At 46.1% G+C, this 12,110-nt stretch carries 10 protein-coding genes; 6 read left to right on the top strand and 4 right to left on the bottom strand.

From position 1 onward, the window contains the following. Positions 1–64: 64 nt before the first annotated feature. Together mtnN and btuF are read left to right on the top strand one after the other, a co-directional pair. Positions 65–763: a 5'-methylthioadenosine/S-adenosylhomocysteine nucleosidase gene (mtnN, locus tag BDE27_RS15085; protein WP_099131565.1), complete on the top strand. Its 699-nt coding sequence runs from the start codon at positions 65–67 to the stop codon at positions 761–763. 27 nt (positions 764–790) lie between these two features. Next, a complete protein-coding gene (gene btuF / locus BDE27_RS15080; protein WP_099131564.1) occupies positions 791–1,636 on the top strand; it encodes a vitamin B12 ABC transporter substrate-binding protein BtuF in 846 nt (281 codons plus the stop codon). Between the two features lie 49 nt (positions 1,637–1,685). Here the strand turns inward: btuF and erpA are convergent, their stop codons facing one another. Beyond that, positions 1,686–2,030 carry an iron-sulfur cluster insertion protein ErpA gene (gene erpA / locus BDE27_RS15075; protein ID WP_099131563.1) on the bottom strand — a complete coding sequence of 115 codons (345 nt, stop codon included), beginning with the start codon at positions 2,028–2,030 and terminating at the stop codon, positions 1,686–1,688. A gap of 221 nt (positions 2,031–2,251) precedes the next feature. On the opposite strand from erpA, the gene hemL reads away from it, so the two are divergent. After that, positions 2,252–3,535, top strand: coding sequence for a glutamate-1-semialdehyde 2,1-aminomutase (hemL, locus tag BDE27_RS15070; RefSeq protein WP_099131708.1), 1,284 nt, complete (start codon positions 2,252–2,254; stop codon positions 3,533–3,535). 55 nt (positions 3,536–3,590) lie between these two features. Here the strand turns inward: hemL and BDE27_RS15065 are convergent, their stop codons facing one another. The 3 genes from BDE27_RS15065 to hrpB all read right to left on the bottom strand — a co-directional run bounded on the left by BDE27_RS15065 (position 3,591) and on the right by hrpB (position 9,438). Next, positions 3,591–4,331 carry a sulfite exporter TauE/SafE family protein gene (locus BDE27_RS15065; RefSeq protein ID WP_167450618.1) on the bottom strand — a complete coding sequence of 247 codons (741 nt, stop codon included), beginning with the start codon at positions 4,329–4,331 and terminating at the stop codon, positions 3,591–3,593. Positions 4,332–4,444: 113 nt separating this feature from the next. Continuing rightward, complete coding sequence (mrcB, locus tag BDE27_RS15060; protein WP_099131561.1) at positions 4,445–6,916, bottom strand: bifunctional glycosyl transferase/transpeptidase; 2,472 nt, start codon at positions 6,914–6,916, stop codon at positions 4,445–4,447. A gap of 38 nt (positions 6,917–6,954) precedes the next feature. Further along, complete coding sequence (gene hrpB / locus BDE27_RS15055; protein WP_099131560.1) at positions 6,955–9,438, bottom strand: ATP-dependent helicase HrpB; 2,484 nt, start codon at positions 9,436–9,438, stop codon at positions 6,955–6,957. A 91-nt stretch (positions 9,439–9,529) separates the two neighbouring features. Between hrpB and sfsA the strand changes: the two genes are divergently transcribed. The 3 genes from sfsA (at position 9,530) to gluQRS (ending at position 11,829) form a co-directional block, all read left to right on the top strand. Further along, on the top strand, positions 9,530–10,240 hold the full coding sequence (gene sfsA, locus BDE27_RS15050; RefSeq protein ID WP_099131559.1) for a DNA/RNA nuclease SfsA: 711 nt from the start codon (positions 9,530–9,532) through the stop codon (positions 10,238–10,240). 195 nt (positions 10,241–10,435) lie between these two features. Continuing rightward, positions 10,436–10,891: an RNA polymerase-binding protein DksA gene (gene dksA / locus BDE27_RS15045; protein WP_074019168.1), complete on the top strand. Its 456-nt coding sequence runs from the start codon at positions 10,436–10,438 to the stop codon at positions 10,889–10,891. 56 nt (positions 10,892–10,947) lie between these two features. Further along, a complete protein-coding gene (gene gluQRS / locus BDE27_RS15040; RefSeq protein WP_099131558.1) occupies positions 10,948–11,829 on the top strand; it encodes a tRNA glutamyl-Q(34) synthetase GluQRS in 882 nt (293 codons plus the stop codon). Positions 11,830–12,110 lie beyond the last annotated feature (281 nt).

Genomic DNA, 12,110 nt, shown 5'->3' with positions numbered 1-12,110 from the left:
TTGCCGGTTAAATCAGCCTGTTAATATAGGCATCAATCCATTAATAACAAACGAGTATGACACAATGAAAATAGGCGTAATAGGTGCAATGGAACAAGAGGTGACTTTATTGCGTGACCAGATTGAAGGTCTGCAAACATTGTCACGAGGTGGATGCGAAATTTATACCGGCAAACTGAATGGCGTTGATATCGCCTTGTTGAAATCTGGTATTGGTAAAGTTTCCTCCGCACTTGGAACCACCTTGTTGATTGAGCATTGCCAGCCAGATATCGTGATTAACACGGGTTCAGCCGGTGGCCTTGATCCTAACCTGAAAGTGGGGGATATCGTGGTTTCCGAAGAAGTTCGCTACCATGACGCCGATCTTACCGCTTTCGGCTATGAGCCGGGACAAATGGCGCAATGTCCAGCCGCATTTATTGCTGACGCTAAATTGATCGCCCTGGCAGAAAAATGTATCCAATCCCTCAACCTGAACGCCGTTCGTGGCCTGGTTTGCAGCGGCGATGCCTTTATCAATGGTTCTGAGCCATTGACACGCATTCGGGCTACCTTCCCGAAAGTTGCTGCGGTTGAAATGGAAGCTGCGGCCATTGGTCATGTTTGCCATCAATATAACCTCCCCTTTGTTGTCGTTCGTGCTATTTCTGATGTTGCCGATCAAGAGTCCCATATCAGTTTTGATGAATTTTTAGTTGTCGCAGCGCGTGAATCGACGCGGATGGTCAATGCCATGCTGACCGAACTCAGCAAACAGTAAGTCGTCATTTACAGTGGAGCATCGATAATGAAATCATTGTTGAAAATAATTCCCCATCGATCCATTTGGCTGGCATTCTTATTCCTTTTGTACAGCTTTTGGTCTGGTTTCAGTGCTCCACTTTATGCAGCAGCGTCCCGTGTTATTAGCCTTGCCCCATCAACGACAGAGCTGGCATATGCTGCGGGACTGGGCGACCGACTTATCGCTGTTAGCGCTTATTCCGATTATCCCGAAGCCGCTAAAAAGTTAGAGCAAGTTGCTGATTGGCAAGGCATCAATGTTGAACGGATCATCGCCCTGAAACCTAATCTGATTTTGGCATGGCGTGGCGGTAATCCCCAACGTCCTCTGGAACAACTCGCTGCTTTCGGCATCCCCATTTTTTATTCGGATGTGAAAAATGTAGAAGATGTTGCGTCAGAGCTGGAACGACTGGCTGCTTATAGCCCACATCCCGATATGGCTAAGAAATCAGCCACAGATATTCGCGACAAGTTCAATCAATTAAAACAAAAATACGCCAACCTGAACCCTAAGCCCGTGTTCTTGCAGTTTGGTATGCATCCCATTTTTACTTCCTCCAGCCATACTATCCAAAGCGAAATTGTCTCCGTATGTGGCGGTAAAAATATTTTCTCCGATAGCCCTGTTCCGTGGCCACAGGTTAACCGTGAGCAAGTACTTACCCGCAAACCGGAAGTCATTATCATAGGCGGAACGGAAGGGCAAAAACAGCAGGTGGCTGATTTTTGGCGACCACAAATGAATGTCACTATTATCGCTCTGAACGATGACTGGTTTAGCCGTGCGGGACCGAGGGTTATTTTAGCGGCAGAACAACTTTGTAAGCAGTTAAATCGTCCCAATTAAAATAGCCTCCTAAATAAGAGGCCATTTATTGCAATAGTGAATTTTCCAATTAGACACTGAAAGAAGAGCCACAACCACAAGTGGTTTTTGCATTCGGATTGGCAACAATAAAACGGGAGCCTTCCAACCCTTCTGTATAATCCACACAAGCGCCTATCAGGTATTGCAGGCTCATGGGGTCAACAACCAATTCAACCCCTTGTTTCTGAATCGTCATATCACCTTCGTTAATTTGGTCATCGAAAGTGAAACCATACTGGAAGCCGCTACAACCACCACCGGTAATGTAAACCCGCAGGCGCAAATTCGGGTTATCTTCATCAGCAACCAGTATTTTGACTTTATTGGCTGCGGCATCAGTAAACTGCAAAGGCAATGCAGCATCATCGCTCATACTTTTACTCCAGTCCGGTTCTCCGGTAAAAATTCTCGGAAAGTTATTTTATGCTTTCTGATCAGTTAGCCGAGATTATCCAATACCTGACTGATTCGTTCAAGTTTTGTCACGTGAATGCAATAATCCAAATGATGAGAGGATATGATGATTTGGCTTCCCTATCGGGGTAATTTAGAATGGAATTCCCATATCCCGCTATTTTTCAGGAGCTTTTATTAATGAGCCAGTCCGAAACGCTTTACTCTCAGGCAAAACATGTGATCCCTGGTGGAGTCAATTCACCCGTACGTGCTTTTAACGGTGTTGGTGGGACACCTGTTTTTATTCAACGTGCTAATGGTGCTTATCTTTATGATGTTGATGGCAATGCCTATATCGATTATGTCGGTTCATGGGGGCCAATGGTTCTTGGACATAACCACCCGGCTATCCGCAACGCCGTCATTGAGGCCGCGGAACGTGGTTTGAGTTTTGGCGCACCAACCGCCGCCGAAGTGGAAATGGCAAAACTGGTCACTGAACTGGTGCCTTCCATGGATATGGTTCGTATGGTGAATTCAGGTACAGAAGCCACCATGAGCGCCATTCGTCTGGCTCGTGGTTATACCCACCGTGACAAAATCATTAAATTCGAAGGTTGCTACCACGGCCATGCCGATTGCTTGCTGGTAAAAGCCGGATCGGGTGCCCTGACTATCGGTCAGCCAAACTCTCCAGGCGTACCCACTGATTTCGCTAAACACACCCTGACTTGTGTTTACAATGACCTGAATTCTGTCCGTGAAGCCTTCGAAAAATATCCAGAAGAAATCGCCTGTATTATCGTCGAACCCGTCGCAGGTAATATGAACTGCATTCCACCGTTACCAGAATTCCTGCCGGGTCTGCGTAAATTGTGTGATGAATTTGGTGCACTGCTCATTATTGACGAAGTGATGACAGGTTTTCGTGTCGCACTAGGTGGTGCACAAGAATATTACGATGTTAAACCAGATTTGACATCTCTTGGCAAAATCATCGGTGGCGGTATGCCTGTAGGTGCTTTTGGTGGCCGTCTGGAAATTATGGAAAAACTGGCACCAACTGGCCCTGTTTATCAGGCCGGAACTCTTTCGGGCAACCCAATTGCGATGGCGGCTGGCCTTGCTTGCCTGAAAGAAGTTGCCCAGGTTGGTGTTCATCAGCGCTTGAGCGAACTGACTGACAAACTGGCGGATGGTTTAAAAAATGCGGCATCAGCAACCGGTATCCCCTTGGTTGTGAACCACGTTGGCGGCATGTTCGGTATCTTCTTTACCAATGCGGAAAGCGTTACCTGTTATCAGGATGTCATGAGGTGCGATGTAGAACGTTTCAAGCAGTTCTTCCACTTGATGCTGGATGAAGGCATCTATCTGGCTCCTTCTGCATTTGAAGCGGGTTTTATGTCCATCGCCCATTCAGAGGAAGATATCCAACGTACTGTTGATGCGGCAGCACGTTGTTTTGCAAAACTGCAATAAAATATTTTGCTTTCCCAAATCCCAGACGTCACTATTCGCCTTATCAGTGACGTCTTCACACCAAAGCCCGTATCGCCTGAATAGCTGACATCACCGCCAACACGCCAAGTAATATTAGCATTAACCAGCGAAAATGATGTTGACTGATACGCGATCTTAGGCGTGTACCAATAAAGAGAGAAAGCAGAGATAAAACCGTTAATATGAGTATCGGCCATAAATAGGTTGAAGAAAACAATTCGAACGCTTCCTGGCGTAACACCACTAATTGACTGATCTTGCCAAGTAAAAAGCATAAATTGGCTGCCCGTGCAATTTCATGGCGATCACTGCTCATTGCCAATAAACACATAATCAGGATAGGTGACATCGCATTGGTTGCCCCACCAATAATCCCAGCGGCTAAACCAAACAGCGACAAAATAATTGGATTGTCCGGCAAATGGAAATGACGGCTACGAGTACTGCTGACAATATAAAATGCAATGACACCACTCAATAATAATTGCAAGTAGGCCGGATTAATTAAGAATAAAAGTTTCGCTCCGATAAAACTGCCAATTAATGAAAAAAGTGCCAATAAGCCATATTTATGGAATACCTTACCAATCTTTCCACCTGAAATAACGCTTAAGATATTCACCAATAAAGTCGGCCATAAGGCTAATACCACAGCCTCTTTTAATGGCATAAATAGACTTAACGCTGTTGTACTGGCTATCGGAAAACCGATCCCGCTGATACCATGCAATAATGCCGCAGTAATAAAGAGTAAGGATAAGATAAGGATATTCAAAGTGTTATGCCCACTGATTCAAGATGTTTCGTTTTCCAACGATAATACATTTAATTAAGCTCCCTACTCATTTTCGAGTCGGGAGCTATATTTTATTATTTGTCAAAAAATTATCACTGACCAAACATCTCACGTAGCCAGCCAGGCGCTTCTTCTTCATTCTTCTCTATAGGCTGCTGTACTGATTGCTGGCACAGCTTCTGCGAATCATCAGTCCAAACCGGTAATACTCTGATACCGCTTCCTTCACAGTTGAAACTACCATCTTCATTGACTGACATATCCACAATCCCTTCCGGTGGACGGTTATTCAGTTCCAGTGGCGTTTCATTTTCCAGATAACGACGGTAAATCGTCAGTGCCCCCGTTGCTCCGGTTAAATTCGTCGGGCCATTGTTATCACGTCCAGTCCAAACAATCGCGACTTCTTTACCATCAATGCCTGTAAACCAACTGTCACGAAGATCATTGGTTGTTCCAGTCTTGCCTGCCAGGTGATATTTGCCATATTTTCCTGTCAGTGAGCGCCCTGTACCTCTCTCTACCACCTGCTGCATACCGTATAGCGTCAGATAAGCGGCCTGTGGCGGCACAACACGCTCTGCCTGTGGATAGCTCTGGTAAATCACCGTACCATCTTCAGCAATGATAGAGCGTAACGCAGAAAGTTTCGCCCGATTACCACCACTGGCAATAGTCTGGAATTCTTGTGCCATTTCCATTGGCGTTAGGTTAATCGCTCCCAACAACATAGAAGGGTTCTGTTGGATCTCTTTCGCAGGAATACCCAGTGCAATCAGGGTACTGGAAATGCGATCTAACCCAACATCCAGCCCCAAATTCACTGTCGGCACATTCATCGAACGTGCTAACGCGTCGATCAACATGACACGCCCACTGAAAGTACGGCTAAAGTTCTTCGGTTTCCAAGGCTTTCCGCCCGCCTGAGGGATAGAGATAGGTTCATCTGCCAGCCAGGTATTCAGGCGATATTGATCCGGTTGACTCAATGCGGTCAGATAAGTGGCTGGTTTGGCAAGCGAACCAATCAAACGACGGGCATTCAATGCTCGGTTAAATCCGGCATATTGTGGCTGGGAGCCGCCAACCATGGCACGAACCTCACCGCTGAAACGATCAACAACGACCATCGCCCCTTCTAAATCATCAATCTTGCGGGCTTTTCGCAGGGCAGAAACGCCCTCTTCAATAGATTTTTCCGCCGCATCCTGCGAAACAGGATCGAGGGTCGTAAATATCTTCACTCCTGATAAATCATTGACTTTATCGCCCATCTTTTCCTGCAATTCCTGACGAACCAATTGCATAAAGGCTGGCTGTGGCGTAATTACCCCACTTTTCGGTTTTACACCTAACGGACGGGCACTGAGTAGATCATACAGCTCTTGATCGATGATTTTTCGGTTTTGGAGGATTTTCAAAACGATATTGCGCCGCTCCAACGCGGACTTAGGATTACGCCATGGGTTATACCACGAAGCTCCCTTGACCATTCCCACCAGCAACGCCTGCTGATCCAAACTCAGTTCATCAACCGGACGCCCAAAATAGTACAAACTCGCCAATGGGAAACCATGGATCTGCTCATCACCACTTTGTCCTAAAAAAACTTCGTTCAAATACAATTCCAGAATGCGATCCTTGCTATAACGTGCGTCCATCAGCAACGCCATATAAGCTTCATTCGCTTTACGACTCAAGGTACGTTCGTTGGAAAGGAACAAGTTTCTCACTAATTGCTGCGTCAGGGTACTGCCCCCCTGAACCGTACGTCCTGCCGTCAAGTTAGCTAAAAACGCACGGGCGATGGAAAGCGGCCTGACGCCATCATGTTCATAAAAGTGCCGATCTTCTGTTTCCAGTAAAGTCTGAACCAGTAAATCAGGAAAGCCAGAACGCGGGACAAACAGACGTTGTTCACCATTCGGCGATTGCATCATTGTGATCAATTTTGGATCAAGGCGGAAAAAACCAAACTGGCGATGGTTTTCCATGTTTTCAATGCTGGCAAGGTGGTTATTATCAAAAATTAATCGTGCCTGAATTTGCTCTTCTTTACCATCAGGGAAATCAAATGGGCGGCGTAGCATCTCTATGCTATTCCCCCTGACTACAAATTCACCTGCTCGGGTCATTTTTGTCACTCTTCGATATTGCATACCTTCCAGCAGATGGATCATTTCGTCTTTGCTGTAATTCATGCCGGGTTCAAGATTGACCATCCGTCCGTACACGGCGGCCGGTAAATCCCAGACTTTTCCGTCAATACGCTCGCGAATTTTGTTATCCAGATAGAAGCCATAAATGACAATGAGTACCGCTAGCACAATAAAGATCTTTAGCAGCAACCATAAAAACCAATGCCCTCCTCTTTTAGGTGGGCGGGACTTAGGACTACGGGCGTTCTTCCCTTTTTTAGTCATGACTTCATCCTCATCATCGTCATTAAAATCATCATTTTTATCATAGTCATCCCGCCGATCGCGTTTGTTAGATGTTTGTCCACGACGAAGTTCAGATTTTTTACCCTTGCGTCCGATTGGCTGACGATCATCATCAGACATACCGAATTCTCCAAATGTTTATTAATTAACTGAAACAATTACATCTGTTTTTTCACACGCCTGGTCGGTGCCGTGTTGGCAGGATCATCAGGCCATAAATGTTTGGGGTAACGCCCTTTCATCTCTTTTTGCACCTCACGATAAGTTCCCTGCCAAAACGCGGCGAGGTCTTGCGTGATCTGTAATGGACGATGGGCAGGAGATAACAACTCAATAACAACCGGAACCCGTCCTTTCGCCAATACTGGATTTTGCTGCTCTCCGTACATTTCCTGCATTCTCACTGCCAGTGCAGGAGGTTTATCATGGAAATACTGGATAGTGATCCTGCTCCCAGTTGGCACAGTGTAATTAGTAGGCAATTCATTATCCAGTATTTGCCGTTGTTGCCAATCAAGCAATCCCATCAAACAGGAGGACAGCTCAATCTGGCGCAAGCCTTTCAAGTCCTCAACACCATCCAAGGCAGGAAGCAACCACTGTTCAAGAGAGTCCAACAACGCTTCGTCATCAACCGCAGGCCACTCCACCTCCGGTAACCATTCTGTCGCCCTTTGCAGGCGAATACGCAACTGTAACGCTTCCTGTGACCAATTCAATGCCGACAATCCTTCCTGCCTGACCCAATTCAGCAAGGCTTCCTGTAATTCTGATGCCGAAGGTTTTGCCAATGGCTGGGCTTTGACAATTAATCGCCCACATTGCAAACGCTTCCACGCCCGTAACGAACCTTTACTATCATCCCACTCTACGGTTGTATACTCAGTAAACAGAAGAGGGTGTCGCTTTATGGTCTGTTCAATCTCCAACGGGCAGGCAAGCAAAATCCGTGCATCAGGATGGCTGCTTCCCTGCTGTAACGTAGGGATCACCAACCAGGCCTCTCCCGAAAGCGGCTCTTCACGTTCCAGTGCTACCCCTAAGCCATTAGCTAATTGAAAACGCCCAAGATTATCGCGGTTTTTGGCTATCCGGTCTGGGAAACCCTGCACCAATAGTTCAGGCACAAGATCCAATCTGAGATTTTCAGGGTGGCTTATCAGATGATTTGTAAAATTCCTGACGAGCTGATTGGCTCGTTGCTGCCAATGACGTTGATTCGTCGTCATCCAATAGAGAAGATCAGGCTGTCCACGACGCGGTGGTTCTTCCAAAATGGCAACCAATTTCGCTGCCGTTATCAATGCTGCACAGCCTTCGCCTTCTTTACCTTCGCTCTCCTGAGTTGAACACAGTATTGCAGCCAAACGCGGTTCACTGCCGAATTCTGCCATTTGCCAACCACGGGAAGTCAGTTGCTGGTTGTCGTCCAACGCTCCCAGACGAAGCAACAGGGATTCTGCAACCGCCAATGCGGGTTGTGGTGGATTGTCCAGCCAATGAAGGTGGGTGCTATCACGGCATCCCCACTGCAATAAAGAGAGCAGTAATCCACTTAGATCTGAATGTAACATCTCCGGCTCGCTATGCTCTCTGGCTCTTTCTGCCTGATCCTGACTAAATAAGTGCCAACAGACACCTGCCTCTAATCGCCCAGCCCGCCCTGCTCGCTGAACCATAGATGCTTGGCTGATGCGTTGAGTAATCAAACGCGTTAGACCAGTCTTCGGTTCAAATCGACCAGATCGCTCCAGTCCGCTGTCTACCACTAGGCGGATACCTTCAATCGTCAAACTGGTTTCTGCAATATTGGTGGCGAGCACAATTTTACGCATCCCGACAGGCGCTGGCGTTATTGCCTTGCGTTGTTCTGCCAACGACAATGCACCATATAATGGACACAATAACGTATCGTCATTGATCTTGCCTTCCAATTGCGACAACACCCGCTGAATTTCACCGATACCGGGCAGAAACAGCAACAACGATCCCGTCTCCTGCTGCAATAATCGCAATACCGCCGATGCAACTGATTGTTCAAAAGATTGATGAGAAGGAAGTGGATGATATGACCTCGTTACCGGATAACTGCGCCCTTCTGACACAATCACCGGCGCATCGGGTAATAAAGCAGAAAGGCGCTGGTTATCCAATGTTGCCGACATTACCAGGATACGCAAATCATCACGCAACCCTTCCTGTACATCCAGCAGCAGTGCCAATGCAAGATCGGCCTGTAAGCTACGCTCATGAAATTCATCAAGAATGACGAGAGAGACACCACTCAATTCAGGATCTTGTTGCAGCATACGCGTCAGAATCCCTTCGGTCACAACCTCAAGCCGTGTTGCAGCACTGACTTTGGTTTCCGAACGCATCCGGTAGCCTATAGTCATACCAACAGGCTCATTGAGTTGTTCGGCAAGACGCTCAGCCACACTACGTGCAGCAATACGCCGTGGTTCCAGCATAATAATGCGCCCCGACAACTGCGCCTGCTGTAAAATTGCCAATGGCAATCCGGTCGATTTTCCAGCTCCCGTTGGTGCATGTAATAACACTTGCTTCGATGTTTGCAATGCAGCAATAACGGAGTCCACGACATTATAAATGGGTAATAAGTCACAAATGGGCAATGACAAAGGATCACCATAATGAATTAACTTTCAATGGATGCCATTGTAGCATTAGCGCCTTTGATTTCATTCGCCCACCGGTTATGAAGGAAAGTTTATGGAATTTTCACCGCCCCTAAAACCTGCTACCTTAATCCGCCGCTATAAACGCTTTCTTGCGGATGTCCTAACGCCAGAAGGTGAAATACTCACTATACACTGTGCCAATACGGGTGCCATGACAGGATGTGCCACGCCAGGGGATACCGTGTGGTATTCCACATCCGATAATCCCAAACGCAAGTACCCCAATAGCTGGGAACTAACGCAAACCCAAGATGGTCACTGGATTTGTGTCAACACCCTCAGAGCCAATGACCTGGCCTATCAAGCTATTGAAAAAAATACCATTTCAGAATTATCTGGATATGAGCACATGAGTCGTGAAATTAGCTATGGAAAAGAGAAAAGTCGTATAGATTTATTGTTACAATCAAAACAAAAGGTTAACTGCTATATTGAAGTCAAATCAGTCACATTGTTACAGGAAAATTATGGATATTTTCCTGACGCTGTCACAATTCGAGGGCAAAAACATTTACGTGAGCTATCATTGATAGCACAACAAGGCCAGCGTGCTGTTTTATTATTTGCTGTTTTACATTCTGGCATCAGTCAGGTTGCAGCAGCAAAACATATTGACCATGATTATGCTGTTCTTTTGGAACAAGCATGCCAATCAGGGGTCGAAGTAATCTGTTATAAGGCCAGCATGACAGAAAACGGGATGGTTATAAGTGACAAATTACCTTTCGTATCAATGGGATAATTTGTAAACAAATCATACTGACGAGAGGGGTTTTGCAACATATTTAGGCAGTAAACATGCCTGCCTTCACACCATTGCAAAACTAATGGCAGGAACAATTGCCAACCTCGCAGTCATCTGCTATTTATAGCGGCCTATTTTTTTCCCCCTCTTGTCGGGGGGTCGTTTGATAGTGCGTGTGTAAGGAGAAGCATTATGCAAGAAGGGCAAAAACGTAAAACCTCGTCCTTGAGCATTCTCGCCATCGCTGGGGTAGAACCTTACCAGGAAAAGCCAGGCGAAGAATACATGAACGATGCCCAGTTAAAGCATTTCAAGCTGATTCTGGAAGCATGGCGCAATCAACTCAGGGATGAAGTAGACCGTACTGTATCTCATATGCAAGATGAGGCAGCAAACTTCCCTGATCCAGTTGACCGTGCGGCGCAAGAAGAAGAGTTCAGTCTTGAATTACGTAATCGGGATCGTGAGCGTAAGTTGATCAAAAAGATCGAAAAAACGCTGAAAAAGGTCGAAGAAGAAGACTTTGGCTATTGTGAAGCCTGTGGGATTGAAATCGGCATCCGCCGTTTAGAGGCTCGTCCAACAGCCGATTTATGTATTGACTGCAAGACGTTGGCCGAAATTCGTGAAAAACAAATGGCTGGCTAACCAATAGGGTTAAGTACGGCGCTAAATGCGCCGTATGCCCCTATGTTGAATCCACTATGACTCAATCTGGACATTCCTCGTTATATATTGGGCGGTTTGCTCCATCTCCTTCCGGCGATCTCCATTTTGGTTCTCTGGTAACTGCACTAGGTAGTTATCTGCAAGCCCGTGCCTGTCACGGAAAATGGCTGATGCGTATTGATGATATTGATCCCCCACGGGAAATTCCCGGAGCAGACAAACGGATATTGCAAGCTCTTGAGCATTATGGGCTTTACTGGGATGGTGAGATACTCTATCAATCTCAGCGTCATGACGCTTACCGTGCCATCCTCGATCAATTAAAACAGCAAGGAGATAGCTATTACTGTACCTGTACCCGCCAACGCATCCAACAACTAGGTGGTTTTTATAATAGCCACTGCCGACATTTACCTCTGCCAGCTCACAACGCTGCAATTCGTCTAAAACAGCACCATCCGATTTATGGTTTTTACGATAAATTGCAAGGCCATATCACTGTGCCCACGGAAATGGCTGAGGAAGATTTCATTATTTATCGCAAAGACGGTTTATTTGCCTATAATCTTGTCGTTGTTATTGATGATAACTATCAAGGTGTCACTGAAATTGTCAGAGGAGCGGATTTAATTGAACCCACGGTTCGTCAGCTGTCTCTATATCAGCATTTAAATTTTGCAACACCAGATTATGTGCATTTACCTCTCGTGCTAAATAAAGAGGGAAATAAACTTTCTAAGCAAAATCATGCCCAGCCGATCCCATTGAGCGATCCAAGGCCATTGCTTATTGATGCGTTATCATTTTTAAATCAGCCCACTATCGCAGGCTGGCAGGATCTCACGACAGATCAACTGCTACAGCAAGCTGTCGTCGGTTGGAATATAAACGCGGTTCTGCCAAAAAAACCTAGCTAATAGACTAAGTTAAATAAAGTCTTTCTATTGGTACTGTAAGCATTCTCAAAAAATGTCCAGTAAGTTATGATTGGCGGCTGTTTTTTGTTTTAATTGATCAGTCACTACCGAGGTGTACCATTTTTAACCGAGTAGCAACTTTCTGCCGTAATTTATTAATCCGCGATCACAGAACAAAGCGCGTAACACCGGCAGTCAGTGAAAGGCCAGTCACCGTATCTGACCATTCTGCTCAAACAGAGAGCAGTCCTCTGCGTCAACGTCGCAGAGGGAATCATTCA

Origin of the sequence: Xenorhabdus ehlersii (genome assembly GCF_003610465.1) — a bacterium.
GTDB lineage: Bacteria > Pseudomonadota > Gammaproteobacteria > Enterobacterales > Enterobacteriaceae > Xenorhabdus > Xenorhabdus ehlersii.
The sequence above is the reverse complement of the archived record's forward strand: the minus strand, read 5'-3'. Positions and strand labels throughout refer to the sequence as shown.

Bases quoted from the DNA above. Each gene is read 5' to 3' on its own strand.
- mtnN (WP_099131565.1), top strand. From the start codon at position 65: ATGAAAATAGGCGTAATAGGTGCAATGGAACAAGAGGTGACTTTATTG.
- btuF (WP_099131564.1), top strand. From the start codon at position 791: ATGAAATCATTGTTGAAAATAATTCCCCATCGATCCATTTGGCTGGCA.
- erpA (WP_099131563.1), bottom strand. From the start codon at position 2,030: ATGAGCGATGATGCTGCATTGCCTTTGCAGTTTACTGATGCCGCAGCC.
- hemL (WP_099131708.1), top strand. From the start codon at position 2,252: ATGAGCCAGTCCGAAACGCTTTACTCTCAGGCAAAACATGTGATCCCT.
- mrcB (WP_099131561.1), bottom strand. From the start codon at position 6,916: ATGTCTGATGATGATCGTCAGCCAATCGGACGCAAGGGTAAAAAATCT.
- sfsA (WP_099131559.1), top strand. From the start codon at position 9,530: ATGGAATTTTCACCGCCCCTAAAACCTGCTACCTTAATCCGCCGCTAT.
- dksA (WP_074019168.1), top strand. From the start codon at position 10,436: ATGCAAGAAGGGCAAAAACGTAAAACCTCGTCCTTGAGCATTCTCGCC.
- gluQRS (WP_099131558.1), top strand. From the start codon at position 10,948: ATGACTCAATCTGGACATTCCTCGTTATATATTGGGCGGTTTGCTCCA.